Annotated in this window: 22 protein-coding genes; 8 read left to right on the forward strand and 14 right to left on the reverse strand. The window is 62.6% G+C overall.

Translation table 11 applies throughout. The annotated features are described in order from the left end of the window. The first annotated feature begins 37 nt into the window (after positions 1 to 37). Positions 38 to 1099, forward strand: coding sequence for a CDP-alcohol phosphatidyltransferase family protein (locus ACFO3E_RS13110; protein ID WP_380805317.1), 1062 nt, complete (start codon positions 38 to 40; stop codon positions 1097 to 1099). Further along, positions 1096 to 1524, forward strand: a complete 429-nt coding sequence (locus ACFO3E_RS13115; RefSeq protein ID WP_380805319.1) for an HIT domain-containing protein — start codon at positions 1096 to 1098, stop codon at positions 1522 to 1524. The genes ACFO3E_RS13110 and ACFO3E_RS13115 overlap by 4 nt, the downstream gene beginning before the upstream one ends. On the opposite strand, the gene ACFO3E_RS13120 is transcribed toward ACFO3E_RS13115, so the two are convergent. Continuing rightward, positions 1512 to 2276, reverse strand: coding sequence for a phosphocholine cytidylyltransferase family protein (locus ACFO3E_RS13120; RefSeq protein WP_380805322.1), 765 nt, complete (start codon positions 2274 to 2276; stop codon positions 1512 to 1514). The two genes, ACFO3E_RS13115 and ACFO3E_RS13120, sit on opposite strands and share 13 nt — an antisense overlap. A gap of 117 nt (positions 2277 to 2393) precedes the next feature. Between ACFO3E_RS13120 and ACFO3E_RS13125 the strand changes: the two genes are divergently transcribed. Together ACFO3E_RS13125 and ACFO3E_RS13130 are read left to right on the forward strand one after the other, a co-directional pair. Continuing rightward, positions 2394 to 3722 (forward strand): lipopolysaccharide biosynthesis protein, encoded by a 1329-nt coding sequence (locus ACFO3E_RS13125; RefSeq protein ID WP_380805325.1) that lies wholly within the window; start codon positions 2394 to 2396, stop codon positions 3720 to 3722. An 877-nt stretch (positions 3723 to 4599) separates the two neighbouring features. Beyond that, positions 4600 to 4989, forward strand: a complete 390-nt coding sequence (locus tag ACFO3E_RS13130) for a hypothetical protein (protein WP_380805328.1) — start codon at positions 4600 to 4602, stop codon at positions 4987 to 4989. 1246 nt (positions 4990 to 6235) lie between these two features. On the opposite strand, the gene ACFO3E_RS13135 is transcribed toward ACFO3E_RS13130, so the two are convergent. The 3 genes from ACFO3E_RS13135 to ACFO3E_RS13145 are packed head-to-tail and all read right to left on the reverse strand — an operon-like array spanning position 6236 to position 8848. Beyond that, the gene (locus tag ACFO3E_RS13135; RefSeq protein ID WP_380805330.1) at positions 6236 to 6364 is read right to left on the reverse strand and encodes a hypothetical protein; all 129 of its coding nucleotides are present in this window, start codon (positions 6362 to 6364) and stop codon (positions 6236 to 6238) included. A 24-nt stretch (positions 6365 to 6388) separates the two neighbouring features. Continuing rightward, complete coding sequence (locus ACFO3E_RS13140; RefSeq protein WP_380805332.1) at positions 6389 to 7267, reverse strand: nucleotidyltransferase family protein; 879 nt, start codon at positions 7265 to 7267, stop codon at positions 6389 to 6391. A gap of 39 nt (positions 7268 to 7306) precedes the next feature. Beyond that, positions 7307 to 8848 (reverse strand): peptidoglycan DD-metalloendopeptidase family protein, encoded by a 1542-nt coding sequence (locus tag ACFO3E_RS13145; protein WP_380805334.1) that lies wholly within the window; start codon positions 8846 to 8848, stop codon positions 7307 to 7309. Between the two features lie 226 nt (positions 8849 to 9074). Between ACFO3E_RS13145 and ACFO3E_RS13150 the strand changes: the two genes are divergently transcribed. The 4 genes from ACFO3E_RS13150 (at position 9075) to ACFO3E_RS13165 (ending at position 13223) form a co-directional block, all read left to right on the forward strand. Then, entirely contained in the window at positions 9075 to 11681 is a 2607-nt protein-coding gene (locus ACFO3E_RS13150; protein WP_380805337.1) for a helicase-related protein, read from the forward strand. Continuing rightward, a complete protein-coding gene (locus tag ACFO3E_RS13155) occupies positions 11674 to 11970 on the forward strand; it encodes an RNA-binding S4 domain-containing protein (RefSeq protein ID WP_066524494.1) in 297 nt (98 codons plus the stop codon). Before ACFO3E_RS13150 ends, ACFO3E_RS13155 begins: the two co-directional genes overlap by 8 nt. Positions 11971 to 12053: 83 nt before the next feature. Then, positions 12054 to 12392 carry a ferredoxin FdxA gene (gene fdxA, locus ACFO3E_RS13160; protein WP_066524495.1) on the forward strand — a complete coding sequence of 113 codons (339 nt, stop codon included), beginning with the start codon at positions 12054 to 12056 and terminating at the stop codon, positions 12390 to 12392. Positions 12393 to 12695: 303 nt separating this feature from the next. After that, on the forward strand, positions 12696 to 13223 hold the full coding sequence (locus tag ACFO3E_RS13165) for a CarD family transcriptional regulator (RefSeq protein WP_066524496.1): 528 nt from the start codon (positions 12696 to 12698) through the stop codon (positions 13221 to 13223). Positions 13224 to 13339: 116 nt separating this feature from the next. Here the strand turns inward: ACFO3E_RS13165 and ACFO3E_RS13170 are convergent, their stop codons facing one another. The 10 genes from ACFO3E_RS13170 to ACFO3E_RS13215 all read right to left on the reverse strand — a co-directional run bounded on the left by ACFO3E_RS13170 (position 13340) and on the right by ACFO3E_RS13215 (position 23821). After that, positions 13340 to 13573 (reverse strand): hypothetical protein, encoded by a 234-nt coding sequence (locus ACFO3E_RS13170; RefSeq protein ID WP_066524497.1) that lies wholly within the window; start codon positions 13571 to 13573, stop codon positions 13340 to 13342. A gap of 287 nt (positions 13574 to 13860) precedes the next feature. Continuing rightward, complete coding sequence (locus tag ACFO3E_RS13175) at positions 13861 to 14364, reverse strand: asparaginase domain-containing protein (RefSeq protein WP_380805341.1); 504 nt, start codon at positions 14362 to 14364, stop codon at positions 13861 to 13863. Positions 14365 to 14433: 69 nt separating this feature from the next. Further along, positions 14434 to 15246 carry a pyrroline-5-carboxylate reductase gene (gene proC, locus ACFO3E_RS13180; protein ID WP_380805344.1) on the reverse strand — a complete coding sequence of 271 codons (813 nt, stop codon included), beginning with the start codon at positions 15244 to 15246 and terminating at the stop codon, positions 14434 to 14436. Positions 15247 to 15257: 11 nt separating this feature from the next. Further along, positions 15258 to 15764 (reverse strand): type III secretion system chaperone family protein, encoded by a 507-nt coding sequence (locus ACFO3E_RS13185; RefSeq protein ID WP_066528600.1) that lies wholly within the window; start codon positions 15762 to 15764, stop codon positions 15258 to 15260. A 109-nt stretch (positions 15765 to 15873) separates the two neighbouring features. Continuing rightward, entirely contained in the window at positions 15874 to 16173 is a 300-nt protein-coding gene (locus ACFO3E_RS13190; RefSeq protein WP_066524502.1) for an accessory factor UbiK family protein, read from the reverse strand. 46 nt (positions 16174 to 16219) lie between these two features. Continuing rightward, positions 16220 to 16768, reverse strand: a complete 549-nt coding sequence (locus tag ACFO3E_RS13195) for a TspO/MBR family protein (RefSeq protein ID WP_380805347.1) — start codon at positions 16766 to 16768, stop codon at positions 16220 to 16222. A gap of 23 nt (positions 16769 to 16791) precedes the next feature. Further along, the gene (locus tag ACFO3E_RS13200; protein WP_380805350.1) at positions 16792 to 19896 is read right to left on the reverse strand and encodes an efflux RND transporter permease subunit; all 3105 of its coding nucleotides are present in this window, start codon (positions 19894 to 19896) and stop codon (positions 16792 to 16794) included. A gap of 12 nt (positions 19897 to 19908) precedes the next feature. Beyond that, positions 19909 to 20973 (reverse strand): efflux RND transporter periplasmic adaptor subunit, encoded by a 1065-nt coding sequence (locus ACFO3E_RS13205; RefSeq protein WP_380805352.1) that lies wholly within the window; start codon positions 20971 to 20973, stop codon positions 19909 to 19911. 89 nt (positions 20974 to 21062) lie between these two features. After that, positions 21063 to 21800, reverse strand: a complete 738-nt coding sequence (locus ACFO3E_RS13210) for a TlyA family RNA methyltransferase (protein WP_380805354.1) — start codon at positions 21798 to 21800, stop codon at positions 21063 to 21065. Continuing rightward, a complete protein-coding gene (locus ACFO3E_RS13215; RefSeq protein ID WP_380805356.1) occupies positions 21800 to 23821 on the reverse strand; it encodes a protein-disulfide reductase DsbD family protein in 2022 nt (673 codons plus the stop codon). The genes ACFO3E_RS13210 and ACFO3E_RS13215 overlap by 1 nt, the downstream gene beginning before the upstream one ends. Between the last annotated feature and the right edge of the window lie 47 nt (positions 23822 to 23868).

The raw sequence follows: 23868 nt of genomic DNA on the forward strand, positions 1-23868 counted from the left end.
GTTCAAGCCGCAACCAACAGGATTGCAAACCGCTATAATGGACCAGAATATCGTCTTCTCCGGCAACCCTGACGGCATCATCTGGGGCATGACCGCATCCGAGCGTGCCCACCGCCTGATCGCACAAGAGACCGCGAAGCAGCCTATCGCCGCAGGGTACGAACTCCAAGTAAACCTCAGCTATGTGTTCGACCCATTACTGTTGCGGCTGGTTTTGGAAACCCCGGGAACGGTATTCATGTGGGGAAGCGCCTTGATCGTCGGGCAGGTCGCTGCGGGGGGCAGACCGGAGCATGTCATCGACCTGTCGGAGGGCCGCAAGCTCTATAATCGCCAGCTCCGGAAGCTTGAGCAGCCCTTCGTCCGGGAACTCACCCCCGCAACCCGGCGGGAGATCGAGCGGCGCAGCTACTTCGGCGCTTATAAAGGCGTTACAGACCTGCTGACCAAATATCTTTGGCCGGAACTCGCGCTCTGGCTAACGCGCATTGCCGCGTCACTGCACATGACGCCCAACATGGTGACGGCGATCGGCGCAACCTTCTGTCTGGTTGCGACATATCTTTTTGCGCAGGGCATGTACTGGACCGGCATATTGGCTGCCATGATTTTCATGGTGCTCGACACGGTGGATGGGAAACTCGCGCGCTGCACGATCACATCATCCAAATGGGGAAATGTCGCGGATCATGGCGTCGATCTCATCCATCCGCCCTTCTGGTGGTATTTCTGGGGCGTCGGGCTATCGGCATGGGGATTGGCGCTATCGCCCGAAAGCTTCGCGGTGGTCATAGCGGTCATAGTGGTGGGCTACATACTCCAGCGCCTGATCGAAGGCATGTTCATCAAGGACTTTGGCATGGACATTCATGTCTGGGGCCGGTTCGACAGCTGGTTCCGGCTGATCACCGCGCGGCGCAATCCCAATATGGTGATCCTGTTCGTCTCGCTCCTTGCTGGGCGGCCAGACCTGGGGCTGATCGCGCTTGCCTGGTGGACAGTGATTTCGCTGATCGTACATGCGGTGCGGTTGCTGCAAGCTTATGGTGAAAAGCGCGCGGGGCGGCCTATCGTCAGCTGGATGGAGGCGAGAGCATGAATGAAACCATCAGAAGATTCGGATTCCCGCAAACGCTGGTGGCCGAGTTCGATCATTGGGTGGTGCTGCTGCGTCCGGCCCAGCCAACCTTGGGAGCGCTGGTGCTGGCGGCCAAGTCTGACGCCACGGCTTTCGGGGCTCTTGAGGCGGCGGCCCATGCCGAACTGGCCGAGGTGACCAAGGCGATCGAGACAGCGCTTTCAGGAGCGATCGGTTATGAGAAGATCAATTATCTGATGCTGATGATGGTCGATCCGCATGTCCATTTCCATGTCCTGCCCCGATATGAGGGCAGCAGGGAGCATGCCGGCATCGGCATAGCCGACGCAGGCTGGCCCGGGCAGCCCGACCTTGGCCAGGCGGTCAAGCTGGACAGCGACCAGGTCGCGGCACTGACCGGCTGGCTCAAACCCTATTTCACGTAGCGGCCTTCCGCCAGCCAGCGGGCGGTGAGCGCGTTGGCGGCATCGACATCCTGCGGGAAATCGACTTCCTGCCACTCCATGCCCTGAATCGATACCGTGCCGACGCGGTTGCCCTTCGCAATCAGATCGATCGCGCGGAGATACCAGCGCTCAACCCCCTCTGGCGTGCGCATCATCTGGTCGATCTGACTGCGGAAGATGGCGGGCCCCTCGCCCCGGAATGCGAGCATGCCGATCGATTCGGCATTGGTGTCGGGAGGCAGCAGACGCTTGCCGATGGCGTGCAGACGGCCGCTCGCGTCGCGGTTCACCTTCATGTCATCGTCATCATAGTCGCTTTTCACATCGACTGTGACGGTGATCGCATCCTGCGCGCCGCCGATCAGCTTCGCGACGATCTCGTCCGAGACGATCGTGTCGCCGTTGAGGATGATGAAGTCCCGGTCCATTTCCTCCCGAGCGATCCAGCAGGTGCCAAGATTGTCGGCGACCTGGAAGAAGGGGTTGAACAGCGTCCGGATGCGCGCGCCCGTTTCGCGATAGAGCTGCAGCGCATGATCCTCCACGCGCTCCGTGCGAAAGCCGGTGACCACGACGATGTCGCTCACCCCATTGGCGACCAGCGCCGCCACCTGCCAGCTGATGAGAGTGCGACCATTGAAGTCGATCATGCATTTGGGCACGTCGCGCGTCAGTGGAAGGAGGCGCGAACCCTGGCCGGCGGAGAGGATGATGGCTTTGCTGATGCTCATGGCATGGCGCCTTAATGCGTTTGCCTTGACTAGGGAAGCCGAGGAGATAATTGCCCTTCGCCCCACAAATCCCTAGATAGCGCCCGGCAGGCGGCGAGCGAAAGGCGCAGGACACAAGTGGACAGCAAGGACGGGTCGAGCGGGGCCAAGGAAGGCTTTGCCCGCATCCTGGCAAATACCGGCTGGCTGCTGGGCGGCAAGGGCGTGGGCGCGGTGCTTAGCCTTGCTTATCTGGCGATCGTCACACGGACGCTGGGCGTGGCCGATTTTGGTCGCTTCGCCCTGATCCTGAGCGCCGCGACGATCGTCAAGACGCTGGTTAGCTTCGAAAGCTGGCAGATTGTCGTGCGATACGGCCAACCGCATCTGATGAGCGCCAATCATGATGCGCTGAACCGCGTCCTGCGCTTTTGCATCCTGATCGATCTTGCGTCCGCGGCAGCGGGAGGCGTGATCGCGGCGATTATCCTGGTGGCCTTTGGGCCGATGATGGAGCTGTCTTCCGCGATGGCGTGGCAGACATGGTTCTTCTGCATGGTCATGCTGATCACCATCCGCTCCTCCCCCACGGGCGTGCTACGCCTGTTCGACCGCTTCGATTCAGCGGCGGCGGCCGAAACCATGATACCGATCGGACGCATGATAGGCGCGGCGATCGCCTGGGCACTGATGCCCAATATCACTGGTTATCTTATTGCCTGGGGCGTAGCCGAACTGCTGTGCGCGGCGACCTATTGGAACTTGGCGCTGCGCGTGGGCGGCGACCGGCTTGGCAGTTGGCGCTCAGGCCGAGCAATGGAAGCACGGCTTGAGAATCCCGGTATAATCACATTCTTGACCGCAACTAATCTGCAGACAACGCTGGTTTCAACCGGTCAGCAGTTGGCGGTGCTGGTGGTCGGCCTATTCGTCGGTCCTGCGGGCGCAGGTCTTTACCGCCTGGCCAATCAACTCGCCCAATCGCTGACGAAGATTTCTACGCTACTGTCGCGCAGCATCTTCGTGGAACTGAGCCGGACCCACTCCAGCCATGGGACGGATGAGCTACGGACGCTCTTCCGGCGCACCAATCGGCTGGCCTATGTCGCAGGGGCGGTGATTATCGCGTTGATCCTGACGGTTGGCCACCCGCTGCTTGGGCTGATCGCGGGCAAGCCGTTCCTGCCCGCCTATCCGTTGCTGCTGTTATTGGGGATCGCGGCGTGCATCGACCTGCTAGGGGTAAGCTATAGGCCGTTACTGATGGCTACAGACCGTTCAGCGCTATCGCTGCGGATCACGCTGATCACAACGCTGCTGCTACTCACGCTTCAAGCGGTTCTGCTGTCGATCCATGGCACGATCGGTGCAGCGAGCGCAAATGTGATCGCGTCAGCGGCGGGGTTCATCATGATGGGGTTGGCGAGCCGGAAGGCGATGAGGCGGGACGAGGCTCATCAAGGGTGACGGGGCTGTGTTTTAGGTCGATGAGAAGCGTGCCCTTGGTGAATAGCGGATGCCGTCGGGCTGCTCACGATCAAGGCCGGTCGCCTGTTTTCCGTCACCCCCGACTTGATCCAGGGTCCCGCTTAACATTGCAATCAGAACAAGCGGGATGCCGGCTCAAGGCCCGCATGACGGTAGAGTTGTCGGCTAACGACCAATGACGGTCGCCAGTTCTTCGTCACCCCGGACCTGATCGGGGGTCCCGCTTAACATCGCCGATCACAAGAAGCGGGATGCCGGCTCAAGGCCGGCATGACGGTAGAGTTGTCGGCTAACGACCATATGCGGTCCATTGGTTTGCGTTCGCTCGATCCCCATTGCAGACGCAAACACCGTGAGGCAGGATACACCAATTGGCGACCGGATCGGTCTTGCTACTTGGAAAATGGCATATGAACGTCAACAAAAAGCTACGATTGATAGAGTGGACGCTATTTGCTGCTTTATTGGTGTCTATAACCGGCGCAGGATTTTTCTATGAGTTATATAAAGAACAGATAGATGAAATATTTTTGGTCGTTTTGATCTTAGTTTACGTTCTGATATGTTACGCTTTTTATAGTTTTTCTCTCAATGCCCTTATAAAACGGGTTAAACACTAGGCGAGCGAAGTGCTGCTCCAACGTCCGAGATCAATTTTACGCTGCACAAAGCAGACAGATCGCTACCCAACCGCCACCGTCGCAGGTGACCCCGCGAAGCATTCCATGCTGCCCTTAACCTGCTGTTCCGTTGAAGGGGAGCTAGCTGCCCAGCGGCAAGCCACCATTTGCGGGCATTCCGTTCCGCTGTATCGTCCCTCTAAAGCTGACATTCACATGATGAAACGCGGGGCAATATGCAGCAGACGAAGCCGAACTTACGAAAAGCCTTAAGGGCATTCATAGCGTTTGTAATCTTTGTCGTGACATGTCCGGCCGCTGCCGCTTCCGCCGCGTCAGACCATTGTATGCGTGCGGGTGAACCCACAAAGCCATTGGTCAACAAGGCTGAGACCGCCGCAGCTATCTTTTTGGCTGTAGAGGGGGACTTTTTCCCAACAGCAGATCGAATTTTTTATCCCGACATCGATGTAGAAGATGATGGCGCGCGCTGGTCCGTCAGTCGGGGGAAATCGCCGGAGGTTAATGCGGAGGGAGATGTCGCGGTCACGCATGGCGGCGGCCAGCTGGCCCTCAGCATCGCTAAGTGCGATGGCCGTATCTCCGATGTTTGGTTCGATAAATAGCGACCACAAGCGGGCATTTACGACGCTGTAGCATCCTGCCAAAATCAGACTCCCCGGAGGGAGGCACGGGCCGCGTTATGTTCCGACTTTTGCTTGGCGAGATGGTCCGGAGAGTGATGTTACCACTCCTTCCGTTTCAATTCCTGATCGTTGCGCTCAATCTCGCGGGGTACGTGGAGAACGAAACGTTTATATCGTCGATGAGGATGATAGCGTTTGCGTACATCATCTCCGTCTTATTGGAAGCGGTGTACGGCGTACGGAAATGGTGAGACTACTCATCGGTGCTCGCCATGGGCCCTTTACGCTTTCGTAAGGCAACGGTGAGCACCCGACCAGAAGCCACCATTCTGTCGGCTTGAAGGGAGCTATCGCCATTTTATTTTGTTCGAAAACTTACCTGCTGTTAGTTGTCCATTCGCGTCCAGAGCGGGCAAAAAGCGGGCCCGTGTAGACAGAAGATTGCATGCTATTGCGTTCCATTCTTGCGGGGCATCGCTTGATGTCACTTCACACCGCACAACTTTCCCCTCTGCGTCGATATGGAGCGTGTACTTGGTCGTCCCATTAACACTATTAAAGCGTGGAAACAGATCGCTGTCTTCGGGGGTGATCCAGGAGAATGGGCTCGATCGCGGTATGGGTTTGCTCCGGTCTAATTTTGACGGAGGAATTATCTTTGCGCCTTTCGGCATGTCCGAAGCGAAGGTCGGCAGAGCGGCGAGCCAGATGACGAAGACTGTCGTCGTGAATATACTTTTGTTCATGGCCCAATTTTCCGCTCGGAGAAGGACTTGATATTTAGGTGCTGTGGGCTTGTTGGGCGGGGAGTGTCAACTCCGGAAGGTTGCCCTAACTCTTTGTGCCAATCTAGTCGGAGAGAGGATGCCCTTGAAGCGCGTTGACAGCGGCAGTCATGGCAGCTTCGAAGAAAATTTGTCCGTGAGCCGACAGTCTGTTCACCACCCGGCATCGTCGTTCGGAGCCTGCAAATCGGAGCACGCCGCCGAAAACCCGCTGGTCCGGTGCGGTGCGAAAGCCGCCGAGCGGCAGGCGACCAAGCGCCGTCTAATGGTTGGCCGGACGACCTTTAAAAAGCAGGTGCTGGCGCATCTTACCTTTCAGCGCTTAAAACCTGATAGATCGTCCTTAGAATATCATCTCCGGAGTCCGAATCAGATATGAAGCAAGGCTCATCCCATTCGCCTTGAAAAGTAAAGCTGCTGCCTCCGAAACGGTATTCTGCTTAGCCATATTGCTGTATTTCTGGTCGGCCAAACTGATCAAGAATTGTTGCTTTCACCGACGGCATATCGGAAGGTTCAAATTCCAGTGAGTAGTGGCCTGTCGAAAGAGCGAGCAATGATGCGGTCATGCCCTATCGATGCAGCGGTGGCGTTCATTGTGCAAGGTAGTTCGAACGTCTGCTATCGGTCGCCGTCGCATCTATACCCGACAGTCCGCAATCCACCCAGTCTCTCACCGAGCTGACAGCGCTTGTTTTCCCGCGCAATATGTCTTCGATCAGCGTTACATCTTCACCTTTGTCGGCGTCGATGCAGGCTTCGGCCTTTTGCATAGCGACCAGTTTGGCGCTTAGGCCAAAGCGGCGGCCTATCCGGGCTATGCCGCTGCGCAGTGCCAAGAGCCGCAGCAGGGCGCCGAGCAGCACCAAGGGGCCGAAGGCGGCAAGGATCTTCCATCCCTTTTTGCGGTCCTGTTCGACTTCCTGCCAGAGCGAGATGACGGCACGTGCCTTAGCGCTGCCGAACCAGAAGAGGTTGGCGCCCGACCACCAGCCGTCACGGAATTTGAGCCAAGTGCGGCGGGAGGCCGGGTAGCGCGCGAGCAGCGTGGTCCGCTCGACCATCGCGACGGCAATGTCAGCCCCCTGCCCTTCCGCCATGAACTGGTCGAGCATATCCATGTCCAGGAGAACATGGTCCGCCGTCGTCACGAGCAGTGGGAAAGGCAAATCCGGGCGATCGAGCAGGCCAAGCAGCGTGGAGGCAATGCCGCTGTTGCTCGCTTCGAAGCGGACCTGCGGATGATCGCCGAGCCATGCTGTGGCGGGCTCTGCCTTATATAGTTCTGGCGTCTGAGTCAGGATGACAAGCTGCCCAATCGACGGGTGGGCCAGCAAGGCCCGCGCGGGATAGTTGATCATCGGTTCGCCTGCGACCGGAGCCAGCGGCTTCACGGGAACGCCTGCGGCAAGCGCAAGCGGATCGGAACCGGGGCGCGATCCGGCGAGCAACAGGGCGGTGATCTTCGTCATGAGTGGGGGTTAGCGAAGCAGCCCCGCGACGGAAAGCGGCTAATTGACAGCCTGAGCCAGGGCCGATGATGGTGCGCTCGCCTGAGCGACCTTGACGGGGAGCCCGGCACGCAGGCTCTTGAGCTGGCGCAGGCGGTCCCGGAATGCGGCGAGTTCGCGGCCGGCCAGTTGCGCGGTCGTGGTGAACCTCACCGAGAGCGGGTTGATGGTGCGGCCGCTGCGGTAGAGTTCATAATGAAGATGCGGGCCGGTCGATAGGCCGCTGGAGCCGACATAGCCGATCACCTGCCCCTGCCGGACGCGCTGACCGTAGCGGGCGGCGATGCGGCTCATATGCGCATAGCCGGTGGCGAGGCCGCTGCCATGTTCCAGGCGGACATAATTGCCATGGCCGCCATGCCGTCCGGCATAGGACACGACGCCATCGGTCGCCGCATAGATGGGCGAGCCATAAGCGGCGGCAAAGTCTATGCCCGCGTGCATGCGTGTATAGCCCAGGATCGGGTGGCGGCGCATGCCGAAGCCCGAGGACATCCGGCCTTGGACCGGGGCGGACAGGACGCCGCGCCGTTCGCCGACGCCCGAAGCCTCGAACCATTGGCTGCGGCCGTCGCTCGTCCATTTCAGCATGTCGATGCCGCGGCCGCTGGGCCGGTGGAGGCCCGCGAAGAGCAGGTCGCCCACTTCCACATCGCCCGTTTCGGCGCGCCGATATTCGGTGATGATGTCGTAGCGGTCCCCGGCGTGGATTGAGCCAAGATCGACCTGTCGGGCCACGACGCGGAGGAATGTCTGGATCGCCTTGGGCGGCGCTCCGGCCGCACGAGCCGATTGGTAGATGCTGTCGCCGATCACGCCCTGGATGCGCAGCGGCGTGTCATCGACGCGGATCGGCGTGCGCTTTACCTGCAGTACACCGCCTACGCGGTTGATCTCCAGCGCGAGATCGAGCCGGGCGCGGAAGGCGAGATGGTCGAGCGGCCGGGGCATGTCGCGGCTGGCGCGACGGCCAAGAATGATGTCGAGCGGCGTGCCGGACTTCATGCCCTTGCCAATGTCGCCGCTGGCCAGGGTCATGACCTCAGCGACGTCGCTGCTGCCTACCCCGGCCCGAAACAAAGCGCGGCCGAGCGAATCGCTGCCCCCAATCTGCGCGCGCAGTTCGATCTGCGGACGTTCAGGGGTTTCGCGCAAAGGCTGCACCGCATCGGTCGGCCCCATGCGCCTGCCGCTGTCCGCGCCCATGGCGAGCGGGGTGATCATCTGGCTGCGCACTTCGTCGAACTGGGGCTGCGCGAGCAAGGGCTGCGGTTCGCCAGGGAGCGGGTGAAAGCCCGGGGAGAGATAGAGGGCGGCGGCGCAAAGCCCGAAACAGGTGGCAAGGCCGCGAAACCAGGTGCGGCTGCCGACGCGCTGGCCAAGGTCGGGGACCAGCTCGACATCTTCGGCCCAGTCGCGCAGGCGGGTGCGCCAGTCGCGCGCATCGGGGGGCGTCGCGGAGCCCCGGCCGATGGCGTCCGTCAACCAGAGGGATGCGGACGCGCCCCCCTGTTGAGGACTGAGCTGGCTACCATGAAACACGTTTGAAGGCCCCCCGCGGGCAAAATACGCTCGGCCCCCGCCGCGCGTTCGTGGGCATTGTTGTGAACGCATAGGGTTAAAGTCAAATAAAGACGGATTTTTTAACCCTTAATGCGCGACGAAACGTGCCCTTCAGCCGTTAAGCAACTTGAACTTAGCCAATGAAGGAGAATCCGGACCACTTCCCCTTGCTCTTGCCGCGTCCATCCCCGACATAGAGAGGATCATGGCCCAGTTCGCCCGTTCGCCCGTCACAGCCGTGCTGGGTCCTACCAACACCGGCAAGACGCACCTGGCCGTCGAGCGCATGTGCGGCCATTCAAGCGGCATGATGGGCTTTCCCCTGCGATTGCTTGCGCGTGAGGTCTATGACCGGGTCGTCGCGATCAAGGGGGCGAACCAGGTCGCGCTGATTACCGGCGAAGAGAAAATCGTGCCGCCGGGCGCGCTCTATTATCTGTGCACCGCCGAATCGATGCCGGTCGATGGCGATTATGCTTTTGTCGGGCTGGACGAGGCGCAGTTGGGCTCGGACCCCGAGCGCGGGCATGTTTTTACCGACCGCCTGCTGCGCGCGCGGGGCCGGGAAGAAACGATGATCCTGGGGTCGGCCAGCATCGGCCGGGTCGTCAAGGCGCTGGTGCCCGAGGCGGAAATAATCAGCCGTCCGCGCTTTTCCACCCTTTCCTATGCGGGCGCCAAGAAGCTGTCGCGCCTGCCCAAGCGGTCGGCCGTGGTCGCCTTCTCGGCCGAGGAAGTCTATGCCGTGGCGGAAATGCTGCGACGGTTCCGGGGCGGCGCTGCAGTGGTGATGGGCGCGCTATCGCCCCGCACCCGCAATGCGCAGGTGCAGATGTTTCTGAACGGCGAGGTCGATTATCTGGTCGCGACCGATGCGATCGGCATGGGGCTGAACCTGGACGTAGCCCATGTCGCCTTCGCCTCGCTACGCAAGTTCGACGGCCGAAGGACGCGGCGGCTAACCGTATCGGAAATGGCGCAGATCGCGGGGCGCGCCGGGCGGCATCATAAGGACGGCACCTTCGGCAGCCTGGGGCATGAAGATGGCGACGCGGCCTTCACGCCCGAAGAGATAGAGGCGATCGAGGCGCACCGCTTTCCTCCCGTCGATCAGCTTTTCTGGCGCGAAGGGCAGCCGCGGATGGACAGCGTCAACCGGCTGATCCTGGAACTGGAAACGCGGCCCGATCTCGACCAGCTCCGCGCGGCCCCAGAGGCGACCGACCTCGCGGTGCTGAAGCGGCTGGCCGCCGATCCGCTGGTCGTCGATCGGGTCAAGGGCAAGAAGCAGGTCGAACGGCTGTGGGCGGCGTGCGGCCTGCCCGATTTCCAAAAAGTGGGGGCTGAGCATCATGCCCGCACGGTCAGCCGCATCTGGCGGTTCCTGTCTGAAGGAATGGGCCATATCCCGCGCGACTGGTTCGCCCAGCAACTGGCGCGACTCGATTCGGTGCAGGGGGACATCGACACGCTATCGGCCCGGATCGCGGCGGCGCGCACCTGGTCCTACATCGCCCATCGCGCCGACTGGCTGGCGCATCCGGCGGAAATGGCGGAGCGGACGCGGGCGCTGGAGGAAAGGCTGTCCGACGCGCTGCACACGGCGCTGACGCAGCGGTTTGTGGACCGCCGCACCGCCGTTCTGCTGCGCGATATGGGGCAGGATGCGAGCAATTTGCCCGTCGAAGTGGAGCAGGACGGGACGGTCTGGGTCGATGGTGAGACGATCGGGCGACTTGACGGATTTCGTTTCTCGGTCGATCCGGCTACGCGGCATCAGGATAGGAAGATGCTGCTGGCGGCGGCGGAACGCCGCCTTGGAAGGATATTGCGAGTGAAGGCTGACGAATTGCTGGGCGCGCCCGACACAGATTTCGCGCTCATGGACGAGGCGGGACAGGCGCCGGGGATCAGCTGGCAGGGCAATGCCGTGGCGGCGCTGCTGCCCGGCCCCTCATTGCTGACGCCCGAAATCCGGCTGGATCGCGGCCTGTTGGCGCTGGGGCAGGATGTGCAGAAGCAGGTGATCGGCCGCCTCGCCACCTGGGTGGAAGCGCAGAAGGAAAAGCATCTGCTGCCGCTGACCAAGATGGTGGCCAGCTCTGCAGACCCGGAAGTTCCCGCCGTTGTCCGCGCCGTCTTTGCGCAGTTGGCCGACGCTGGGGGGGTAATCGCACGGACAGAGCTTGATTCGGCGCTTGGTCATCTCGACAAGGATCAGCGTCACCTGCTGCGGCGGGCGGGCATCGATATCGGCGTGCTCGACATTTATCATCCGGGCCTGCTGAAGCCAGGCGCGGCGCGCTGGCGGGCGGCATTGCTGGCGGCGCGGATCGCAAAGCCTTGCCTGCCCCTGCCCCAAGCGGGCCTGACGTTGATTCCCGCTGGCGAAAAGCCGGAGCAGATGGGGGCGCGGATCGCCGGTTTCCGGGGCTTTGGCGACCAGATGCTGCGCATTGATATGGCAGAGCGCATGGCGCGCACCGCTCATGAGGCTATCGCCAAGGGCGAATCCTTCACGGCGCAGAGCCCGCAGATCGTGTCGCTGGGATTGAATGAAGCCGCCTTCCTGCAGCTGATGCGCCTGGCTGGCTTCCGGCCGGTCGAAACGCCCGCGGAGGGCGGCGTCAACTGGGCCTTCCGGGGGCGGCAAAAACCACGGCCCGACCAGCAGCAGTCCCGCGGCCCTGCGCGGCGTGGGGCGCCCTCGCGCGGCGCGCCGTCGCGGTCTGGCGCAGCCGCACCGGCCGTAGCGCCTGCGGGCAATCACGCCTTTGCCGGTCTTGCCGAGCTGCTCGGCCGCAATGGCTGACAGCGCGCCTGCCGGCAATCATGGGCCGAGCTTGCGCATCGACAAATTCCTGTGGTTCGCCCGGCTCGCCAAAAGCCGGTCAATGGCGCAGAAAATGGCGGAAGACGGGCACATCCGCCTGAACGGCCGCCGCATCGAACGGGCTCATTCGCCGGTGCGCGCGGGCGATCTGATCACCTTTCCTCATCCAAGCGGCGTGCGCGTCGTGCGCGTCGTGCAGCTCCCCGGGCGGCGCGGACCGGCTCCCGAAGCGCAGACCTGTTACGAGGAACTGAAGCTAGGCAATTAGCCGCGCAAAAATATCCTCATTGACCTTCTCGCCCGCCGGGCATAGCAGGGCCGCCGCTGTCGAAACCCTAAGAGTGCTGACCCATGACCTATGTCGTGACCGACAACTGCATCCGCTGCAAATATATGGATTGCGTCGAGGTCTGTCCCGTGGACTGTTTCTACGAGGGCGAGAACATGCTGGTCATCAATCCCAATGAATGTATCGACTGCGGCGTGTGCGAGCCTGAATGCCCGGCCGAAGCCATTCTGCCCGATACGGAGAATGGCCTGGAAAAGTGGCTGGAACTCAACACGAAATTCTCCGCCGAATGGCCCAACATCACCGTCAAGGGCGAAGCGCCTGCCGACGCGGACGATATGAAGGGCGTGGAGAATAAGCTGGAGAAATTCTTCTCCCCCGAACCGGGCTCGGGAAGCTAATCAGCCGCAAGGGGGCTTGCCCCTTTTTTGGAGCGTGGGACCCGCCGCTAAGTTGGCCTCAACATGCGCCCGCGACTATCCCTAGCGTGTCATTCGCACGCTCACTCCCGGATTTTGCGTCTGGGGGTGGCAATTTTGTTACGAATCTGCTAAATAGGCGGCAAGAGGCGGAAACGGTCGCATCCGTCCTGGAGTATTTGCTCATGTCCTGACGGTGGCGCCGCGGAATCCCCGGCTTGTGCCCTATTTGCGCATCTGTGACGCGGCGCGTATTCGTCCCCGGTAGAATTAGAAAGGTTTCAAATGGCTGCCAAGGCGCTGTCCTTTGACGTTGGTGATTATGTTGTTTACCCCAAGCACGGCGTGGGCCGCGTCGTCGAGCTGCAGAAGGAGCAGATCGCGGGCATGGAATTGGAGCTGTATGTGCTCCGGTTCGAAAAGGAGCGCATGACGCTTCGCGTGCCGACTAACAAGGCCGAAGGGGTGGGCATGCGCAAGCTGTCCTCCAACAAGACCCTGGAAGAGGCGATTGAAACGCTGAAGGGCAAGCCCAAGGTGAAGCGGACCATGTGGTCGCGCCGCGCGCAGGAATATGAAGCGAAGATCAACTCGGGCGACCTGGTGTCGATCGCCGAAGTGACGCGCGACCTGTTCCGTGCCGACGACCAGCCGGAGCAGAGCTATTCCGAGCGTCAGATCTTCGAAGCAGCGTCGAGCCGCCTCGCCCGCGAACTCGCGGCAATGGAAGAGACGGATGAGCCGAGCGCTCTCAAGAAGATCCTGCGCATTCTGAACGAAGCCGCGCCCAAGCATGCGAAGGTGGAAGTCTGAAACCCGCTACGGCCGAGCCGACAACGGCAGGTTGATAGACAGAAAGGGCGTCCCGGCCGGGGCGCCCTTTCTTCGTCCTGGCAAGCATCGAAGACCAATCCGCCGGACTATAATCCCTATTCGCCCTTGGCGGCATCCTTCGCAGCGTCGCTGACATCGCTCGCGGCCTGACCGACCTGGGTGGCGGCGCCTTCGACCGCGTTGTCCTTGCGCGTCTGGCTGCTGATCAGGAAGAAGGCGGCAATCGCCACCACTATCACCAACAGCAGCACCGCGATCGCCGTCCCGCCACCGCCGCGCTTTTCAATCACCGTGGTCGTCGTTGCCGGACGCTCCTGATAATCGGCCATGAATGTCCTCCTCATCGTTACGCCACCCGCACGAATAATGCTCATCGGTCGGCTGGGTTCCTGATGAGACTGCGGGCTGGATTTGAAGCGGTTGGCGTCAAGGTGCAGAATTGGGGAGGAAGGGATTGAAGCGAGCGCGATTTTCATCTCTCCGCTCGGGCTGTCGAATGGGTCATTCGCCTCATCTGAATGGTGAAACCCGCTACTTTCTGGAGAGGAAGAAATCCTTCGACAAGCTCGGAGCGAACGGGTCTCAATAAGCGCCGTTGCTGCCATAACTCCGCTCACTATCGACTCCGCAGCACGAAGGCGCCCTTGGCCCGGTCCTTGATGACCTGATCAGCAGGGAACACCGATCCGCTCATGGTGATGTAAACGCCGGGGCCCGCCACTTGCGCCGTGGCGAAGGCCATGCCGAGGTTAAAGCTCGCGTCGCTTTCCCCGAAGCGCGCCGGGGCCAGTGCACCGACCAGCACTATCGTCTTGCCGGCGATGCCATCCAACCTCTTGGCCGTGTCCGTCATCGTATCGGTGCCATGGGTGATGATGATGTGGCTTTCCGGGGCCGCCATGACGCGATCCCGGATCAGCGCGCGGTCCGCGTCGTCCAGTTCCAGACTGTCCTTGCGCGTGACTTCTTCGATGCGGAAAGGCCGTTTGACCCGCGCGATGTCCAGTAGCTTCGCCGTCACCGTTTCGCCGACCTGATAGTCGGACAGGGCATCGAAATAGATTTTATCGATGGTCCCGCCGGTGGTTAGAAGAAGGATCGGCGTGTCGGCGGATAGCATGGCAAGCTCCGGAAGGCTGGAGGATCAGCCCTGCATTTAGGATCTATCCAGCCCGATAGGAACCGCCGCCTAGCCGCCCTGCGCCATTTCTTCGCCCCGGTCTCTGGCTGCGCACAATGTGTCGGTGAGGAGCTTCAGAAGCCGATCGTCGGCATCGAGTATATTCAGCCCCTCGCGCGTCATGCCGCCAGGGCTCGCGACGCGGTCCGCCAGCACGGCCGGGCTATCGCTCGCCTGCGCTGCCATATTTGCGGAGCCGTGGACGGTCGCGAGCGCCATGCGGGCGGCCTGGTCCGCTGGCAGGCCGATCGCCTCCCCTGCGCGCGCAAGGGCATCGATGAAGCGGAACAGGAAAGCGGGGCCGCATCCCGACAGTGCCGTGACTTCGTTGAACTGCCCTTCATCGGCGATCCATTCCGCAAGGCCAAGCGGCGCGATGAGCGCGTCGATCGCCGTCCGCGCGGCCTCGGAACTCGCCGCCTCGGCATGCAGGGCAGTGACGCCCTGCCCCAGGCCAACGGGGAGGTTGGGCATGGCGCGGACGATCGGGCCTGCTTTGGGGAATTGTCGCCTGAGGTCCGCCAACGGCGTGCCCGCCAATATCGAAAGGAGCGTCGTCCCTTCTCCGCATAGGGGGGCCAAGGCGGTTGCCACATCGCCAAGCTGATAGGGCTTCATGCCAAGCAACACGGTTGTGCCGGGGGCGAGCGAAGCGGGATAGGCTGTTACGACCTGCACCCCATCCGCCACCGCGCGGCCGCTGGGGCGCAGCACGGTGACACGCGCCGGGTCCAGCCCGCAGGCCAGCCAGCGGGTCAGCATTTGCCCTGCCATATTGCCGCAGCCGACGAGGAACAGCTTCTTCGGCCAGATATCATTCATGGGGATGCCCCTCAGGCTTCGCCGCGCGTCTCGATCAGGCTGGCGGAAATAGCCTCGGTCGGGCTCTTTCCGCCCCATAGGACGAACTGGAAAACGGGGTAGAAGCGTTCGCACTCATCGATCGCCGTTTCGACGAGGATCTGCGCCTGGTCCAGCGTCAGGACGCCGCCTGCGCCCAGCAGCGCACCGTGGCGGAACAGGACGATGCCGCTCGACGACCAAAGTTCGAAATGGCCGAGCCAGAGCTGTTCGTTGATGAGGCCCAATGTCTCGTAAACCGCGGCGCGCTTATCCTCCGTCACGCGAATGTCGGGGAGCGCCAGCAATTGCAGCACCTGATCTTCGTCGCGCCAGATGCCGCGCAGTTCATATTGCGCCCAGGAACCTTGGGTGCTTGCGACGATCTCATCCTCGCCGACCTGATCGAAACTCCAGCCATTCGCCTCAAAATAGGCGGCCAGCATGTCGATCGGCGCGGCTTCCTGACCGCCATTTTCAAATTCGTCACTGTCCATCATCTGCTGGCCATAGAGCATTTCCCGATGGCAGGGAAACCATCCGAATCGGGAAAAGGCGTCAAATTAGGGCATCGTTGCAGAAATAAAACGGACAGGCGGCAAGGCCCACTTATTCTGCGCCCGGCGTCCCGCCCTTGGGTGAGCGAACGGTCTTTGTCACCGGTTCAGCCGACCTCCCCTCCAGCGCGTCGATGCGGGCCTTCAGCAGTTCGACCTCTTCACGGGCCGCCGCGGCCAGCGCCTTCACCGCGTCAAACTCGTCGCGACTGACGAAATCCATGCCGCCGATCCACTGCTTGGCCTTTTCGCGGGCGTTGGTTTCAAATTCCCGGCTCATGCCAGCCACCGTTCCAGCGGCGCCATTCACCAGCTTGGCGAGGTCGTCGAAAAAGCGGTTTTCGCTCTGCATGTCCTAATTCCTTGATTGGCGGCGCATGTGAGATGCGCCTTCATATCTATATTTGGGTCTTGAGTGCGGGCGCCACAAGGGTTTCCGCGTCGGGATTAAGGCGGCCGATCTCATAATTGAGCGCGGATGCAAAGCCCAGCCAGGCGAGATAGGGCAGCAGCAGCAGCCCCGCCACGCGGCGGATGCGCCAAAAGAGGAATGTGGTGAGCGCCATCAGGACGAACAGCAGAAGGATCAAAGCAAGCGCATTATCCACCTGATGCGCCCGGAAGAAGAGCGGCGACCAGAGGAGGTTGAGCAGCAGCTGGACGAAGAATATGGTGATGGCCAAGCCGCGCCCCCGCGCGCCGCGAGCATGGATGATGATCGCCAGGGCCAGTCCCATGAAGATGTAGAGGATCGTCCACGCCACCCCGAACGCCCAGCCCGGCGGCATGAAGTCGGGTTTGATGAGGGCGTCGAACCAGCGATTGCCATAGCCGCTATTGGCGAGCTTGCCGGACAGGAAACCCAGGAAGACGATCGCCGGGACCGTGACCAATGCCCAGCGGAGATAATCCAGGCGCAACTGACCTGGGGACGCGATCTCGTTCATCGTCGGCGCAGCTCCACTATTCCTCACTCGGCGGCTTCGGGCGAATCCTTCAAAGCCGTGTCAAGCCGCCGTCCTACGGTTTGCGGTGAAACGGTTCGTCCCGCAACCCGCGAATAGAGGATAGGGATCAGGAACAGTGTGATCAGCGTGGCCAGGGACACACCGAACACCACCACGACGCCGATCGACTGGCGCGCGGCAGCCCCAGCCCCGCCTCGAATGACCAGCGGCACCGCACCAATGACGGTGGCGATCGATGTCATGAGGATCGGGCGCAGGCGGCGGGCGGCGGCCTGGCGAATGGCCTCGGCGACCTCCAACCCTTCGTCGCGCAGCTGGTTGGCGAACTCCACGATCAGGATGCCGTTTTTGGCGGCGAGACCCACCAGCATGACGATGCCGATCTGGCTGTAAAGATTGACCGATCCGCCGGTCAGCGCCAGCCCAAGCACGCCGCCCGCGACAGCCAGCGGGACGGTCGCGATGATCACGCCGGGATGGATGAAGCTTTCGAACTGCGCAGCGAGCAGCAGATAGACGATGAGGATGGTGAGGCCGAAAACCAGCCAGATGGATCCCCCGGTTTCCCGCAGCGATTGGCTTTCCCCGCGATAGCCGATCGCGAGCACCTCTGGCGACTGGCGGGCCTGCGCCTCCAGATAGGACAAGGCTTCGCCCAGCGAATAGCCGGGTGCAAGCGCCGCCGTCAGGGTGATCGCGCGCAGTTTGTTGAAGCGGTTGAGTTGGCGCGGCCCGGCGACTTCGCGCATGGTCACCACCGACGAGAGGGGGACAAGCAGGCCGGTGCGGCTGCGGACCTGGATGCGTTCAAGGTCTGCTGGCGTCTGCCGTCCTTCCCGCTCGGCCTGGATCAGCACGCGATATTCCTCGCCGCGATCGACATAGGTGGTGACGCGGCGCGACCCGAGCAGCGTTTGCAGCGCCTGGCTGATGTCGTTAGCAGACACGCCAAGATCGCCCGCGCGCTGCTGATCCACCTCGATCCGCAACTGCGGCTTGGTTTCCTTATAGTCGCTGTCGAGGTTGACGAGGCCCGGATTGCTCGCCGCCGCCGCCATGATCCGGTCCCGCGCGGCGACTAGCCCTTCATAGGTTGAACCAGCCAGCACCAGGTTGACTGGAAGTCCCCTGCCCCGGCCCAAGCCGGATCGCGGCGCGACATTGCCGCGCACGCCGGTCTGATTGGCGAGGACCTTGTTGATCGCGTCGGCCACTTGGGCGGTGGTGACGCTGCGTTCTTCCCAGGGACGGAGAAAGGCGATGATATTGCCGCCGTTGAAATCATCGCTAGCGCCAAAGCCGCCGGGCGTCCGGATGTTCAGCACCTTCAGTCTGCCGTCTTTGAGCAGCGGCTGAAGATCATCCTCGATGCCGCGCATATAGGCTTTCATCCGGTCGAAACCGGTGCCTTCAGGCGCGCTGACCTGGCCGTCCACCACGCCAGTGTCTTCGGCCGGGGCAAGTTCGGTCGGCAGCGTCATGAAAAGCGCGCCAGCCGCGCCCAGGAAAAGGACCAGCGCGACCAGCGCCAAGGCGGGCCGCCGCAGCACGCGGTCGAGCAAGCGTGCATAGCCGCCTTCGAGCCGCTGAAACCGTTTATCGACCCAACGCGCCAGCCGTCCGCGCTCGCTGTGGCGCAGCAGCTTCGAACAGAGCATCGGCGCGAGGCTCAAGGAGATGAAGCCGGAAAAGGCGATGGCAGCGATCATCGCGATGGCGAGTTCGCGGAACAGGAGCCCCGTCTGGCCGGCGAGGAACATGACCGGCACGAACACGGCACAGACGACCAGCGTGGTCGAGATGATCGCAAAGCCGACCTGCCGGGTGCCGCGATAGGCGGCAAGCAGCGGATCTTCGCCCTGTTCGATCCGGTGATAGACATTTTCCAGCACCACGATCGCGTCATCGACGACCAGCCCGATCGCCAGCACGAAGGCGAGAAGCGTCAGCAGGTTGATCGACAGGCCGAGCAGCCACATGACGGCGCAGGTCGCGAGCAGGCAGATCGGCACGGTGATCGACGGGATGATGGTCGCGCGCAGTGATCCGAGGAACAGGAAGATAACAAGGATGACCAGGATCGCGGCTTCGAGCAGAGTGTCATAAACATTGTCGATCGCGCGGCTGATGAAGAGGGATTCGTCTGAGCCGATATTGACGCTCATCCCCTGCGGCAGGTCCGGCCGTAATTCTTCGATCAGCGCCTTGGCCCGCTCAGCGACTTCCAGCGTATTTGCGCCGGACTGGCGAACGACGCCGACGCCGATGCCGGTGCCGCCATTGGAGCGAAAGGAGGTATAGGGATTTTCGGCGGCCTGTTCGATCCGGGCGACATCCCCAAGCTTTACCTGATAGCCGTCCTGCCCGCGCCCAACGACAAGCTGCGCGAACTGCTCGGGCGTTGAAAAAGCACGCTCTACGCGAAGGGTCTGGTTCTGATCCTTCGATTCAAAACGGCCCGCAGGCAGTTCGACATTCTGCGCTCGCAGGGCGTTTTCAATGTCGGCGGGCGTCAGGGCGAAGGCCGCAAGCTTCTCGGCATTAAGCCATATCCGAGTGGCAGGCCGCTCATCCCGGCCGCCATTGACGCGGGCGACGCCGACAATGGCGGAAAATCGGTCGATGACGTTGCGATCAAGATAGTCGGCGATCTGGGTGGGGGTCCAGCCGGGCCGGGTAAAGACGATGAACAGGATCGCGCGCGCGTCGGCGTCCACTTTGCGGATTTCGGGGGCGAGCGCGTCTTCGGGCAGGTCTTCGGTGACCGATCCGACGCGGTCGCGCACATCATTGGCCGCGGAATCAATGTCGCGCGAAGGATCAAATTCGATGCTGATCGCCGACGTGCCGTCACGCGAGGTCGAGCTGATAGTCTGGATGCCCTGAACGCCTGCTACCGCATCCTCTATGATCTGCGTGATGCGCGTTTCCACGACAGAGGCCGCAGCGCCGGTGTAGCTGGTTTCCACCGAGACGATCGGGGGATCCGTGTCGGGATATTCGCGAACCGACAGGCTGAGATAACCGACCACGCCGACGATGCAGAGCAGCACCGCAATGACCGCTGCGAAGACCGGCCGGCGGACGGAAAGGTCGGAAAGCTGCATCGCCCGCGCCGATCAGGCGCCAGTGGCGGCGCGGTCCGCCATTTTGGCGGTGGGACCCGACTTGTCGCCAGGCAGGCGCACCGGGACGCCGTCAGTCAGCTTCACGACGCCGTCGGTCACGACCTTTGACCCAGGTTGCACGCCACCCAGGATTTCGACCAAACCATTTTGCCGGATGCCGGTTTCCACCTTCACCCGCTTGGCCTTGCGGTCCTGGACCAGGAACAGAAAGCGCTCCTCCCCGTCCCCGATCAGCGCCAGTTCCGGCGCGGCGAGAGATTGGCGCTGGCGGGCGATGACGCTGACGGTCAGCAGCATGCCCGGTTTCAAGGCGCGATCGGGATTGGGCAAAATCGCCCGCACCTTGACCGCGCGTGTGGCCGGGTCGATCACCGGGTCAATGGTGGCGATGGTGCCGGTGAATGGCCGGTCGGGATAAGCGGACGACACGGCCTTGATCGACTGCCCTTGGCGGATCATCGACAGCCGGGTTTCGGGCACCGTAAAATCCAGCTTTATCCGCGAAATATCACTGACCGTTGCGATCGCCGTCCCGGCCGAGACGATCGCGCCAGGCGAGACGGTACGCAGGCTGACCCAACCGGCAAAGGGCGCGCGAATAACCCGATCGCCGATCGAGGCGCGCGCCAGTTGCGCATTGGCGCGCGCCGAATTGGCGGCAGCGACCTGCTGGTCGAGACTGGCGCCGGTCGCGAAGCCGCGTTTCTTGAGCGCCTGTATCCGTTCGAGCTGCTGCGTGGCCTGCAAAGCCTGCGCTTCGGCCGCTGCGAGTTCCGCTCGTTCCTGCCCGACGGCCAGGGTGGCGATAACCTGACCGCGGCTGACGAAACCGCCATCGGCAAAGTTGATCGATGTGATCCGCTCCGTCACGGGCGCGGACAATATGACCTGCTCATTGGCGAGTGCGGTGCCGACGGCCTCCAGTTCATCGGTGAAGGTCGCAAGCCGGATCGGCGCAGCCTCCACGAGAGCGGGCGGGCGCGCTTTCTTCTCCTTTTCCGCGCCGCAACCGGCGAGCGTCAGCGCAAGAAGGCACAAGGTCAGGGATGAGCGCATGAGGAAGGGCTATCGGGCCTTTGCAAAGGATACAATGGGGGCATTTGTCGCGAAATGTAACTGCACTCGGAATAACGAATGCGACGGCATTATCCGCCAAGCGAGGCGTGGATCAAAAACTCGACATTGCCTTGCGGTCCGGTGATCGGACTGGTGGTCAGGCCGTTGACGGTCCAACCCTGCGCCGTCAGCCACTCACGCACTTCCTGACAGACCCGAGTATGAATAACGGGATCTCGCACGACGCCGCCCTTCCCCACCTCTTCCCGTCCCGCTTCGAACTGCGGCTTGATAAGGGCGACCAGATGCGCGCCGGGCCGGGCGAAGCTGATCGGCCGCTCCAGCACCTTGGCAAGCGAGATGAAGCTGGCGTCGCATACGATGATGTCCACCGGTTCCGGGATATGATCGGCGGTCAGGATGCGCGCACTCGTCTGTTCATGAACGATGACGCGCGGGTCCGATCGCAGCTTCCAGGCGAGCTGGTTGGTGCCGCTATCCACGGCATAGACGCGCACGGCGCCGTTGGTCAGCAGGACGTCGGTAAAGCCGCCGGTCGAGCTGCCGACATCGATGGCGGTCATGCCGGTGACGTCCAGCGCGAAATCTTCGATGGCATGGGCAAGCTTGATGCCGCCGCGCGATACCCAAGGGTGATCCCGGCCCTTCACCTCCAGTTCCGCATCCTGCGCGACCTGCTGGCCAGCCTTGTCGATCTTCCTGTCGCCCAGGTAGACGAGACCGGCGAGGATCAGGGCCTGCGCCCGCGCCCGGCTTTCAGCGAGGCCGCTATCGACGAGCAGCTGGTCGGCGCGGATTTTCGCCATCAGCGCACCAGCGCCGTGAGGGTGGAGACGGTCAGCAGTTGCGGCAATGTCTGCGGCTGTTTCCCCGGCGCGTACCAGAGGTATAGCGGGACGCCCGACCGGCCTTGCGCTTCCAGAAACCGGGTGATCGCCGGATCGGCGTTGGTCCAATCGCCAACCATCACCGTGACCCCCGCCTTGGCGAAGGTTTCGCGTGTCTCGGCGCGATCGATGGCGGCGGCTTCATTCGCCTTGCATGTCAGGCACCAATCGGCGGTGAAATAGAGGAAGACCGGCTTTCCCGCCGCACGCAGGCTGGCGAGCCGGGCTTCGTCGAAAGGCACGGCCCCATCCTGCGCCTGGGCGACGCTGGCGGCACGCGCGGGCAGCAGGACCGCCCCTGCGCCGAGCAGAAGCAGCGAAAGTAGGCCCACGACACGCCCGCCCCGCTTGCCGCGATGCTGGCGCACGCCCAGCCACCAGAGCAACAACGCCAGCAGCAACGCGGCGCTCAGGCCGATCGTCATCGCCGCAACGCCCCGCTGCTGGCCGAGCAGCCAGGCGAGCCCAAGCGCGGTCAGGAACATGGGCAGGGACAGGATCTTCTGGAACGTGCCCATCCACGGTCCAGGACGCGGCAGACGGGTGCGCAGTGCGGGAATGTAGGCGAGCAGCAGGAAGGGGAGAGCAAGGCCCAAGCCAAGGCCCGCGAACAGCGCAAGCGCGGCGGCGACCGGCAGGACCAGCGCCGCGCCCATCGCAGCGCCCATGAAAGGGCCGGTGCAGGGCGTCGCGACAAAGGCGACGAGAGCACCCGTCCAGAATGCGCCCGTCACGCCCGCCTTGCCCGCGAGCTTCTCGCCGCCGCCAAAGACGCTCAGTTCGAACAGCCCGGCGAGGTTGAAGGCCACCGCCGTGACCAGCAGCAGCAGCAGCAGGATGACGCGCGGGTCCTGAAGCTGGAACGCCCAGCCCACGGCCACACCCGCCGCCCGGATGGCCAGCAGCAGCGCGCCAAGCGCTAGGCATGTGAGAATGACCCCGGCTGCATAGGCAAGCGCCTCCCGCCGGACGCTCCGCTCATCACCCCCCGCGCGTGCAAGTTTCAACGCCTTGAGGCCCAGGATCGGGAAAACGCAGGGCATGATGTTGAGCAGTAGCCCGCCAAGGATCGCGCCGCCCAAGGCGATCAACGTTGTCCGCAGCACTCGGCTATCCGCGGCATCGACCACGCCGGGATCAGCCGTGAGCAGGAAGCCGACATGGTCGCCGGTGCGCAGAACCGCCTGTACTGTGCCGCCTTTGAAGCCCTGCCCTGCCTCGGTTTCTATCAGCAGGCGATCGCCCTGGCGGCTGACGGTCTGCGGCGCAGCGTAGCGGGTTAAGCCTTCTTTCAGCGGGAACAGATGAACATCAGCCGCCGTAGCATCCGCAGGAAAGGGGACGGACAGCCGCAGCTTCCCATCCTTGATCGCGTAGCTCGCACGGCTGCCAAGCGGCCTTGGCAGATGGGCGCGCCAGCCATCGAAGCGCGCTTGTGCAGCGGGCGTTATCACGCCATCGCCCGCCACCAGATCGAGCGAAAGGTCCGCGCTTTCCGGCACGCAGATCTTGTCGGTGCAGGCAAGCCATTCCGCCCGCCCTCGTATGGGCAGACGCATGCCGTTCGCGACGTCCGGCGCGATCGTCACCGGCGCCAGGATCGCATAGGGGCCTTCATAGACATGGTTCATCAGGCCCGAGATGAGCAACGTTTCGGGCACCGGATAGCGCAGTTCGCCTATCCTGACGTCTTTGGGCAGCACCCATTTGACCGTCATGCCAAGCCCTGCGTCGCCGGGGTTCTGCCAATAGCCATGCCAGCCCGCTTCCGGGGTCATTGCAAAGGCGATGTTGATCGTCCGGCCAGGGGCAGGCGCATCGCTTTCGGGGACCAGCCGCGCGGCAATGTGTGGCGCGCCCGTTCCGAACGCCCCCTGGGCCTCTACGGCGGGCGCGAAAAAGAGCGCCAGCGTCATCAGAAAGGCATGGAAAATCCGCATCGGGCCTCTGGTCGGGTGGATCAGAGCGGGCTAGGTCCGGCTGCACC

The sequence above is a fragment of the Sphingobium tyrosinilyticum genome, assembly GCF_042654265.1.
Taxonomy (GTDB): domain Bacteria; phylum Pseudomonadota; class Alphaproteobacteria; order Sphingomonadales; family Sphingomonadaceae; genus Sphingobium; species Sphingobium tyrosinilyticum.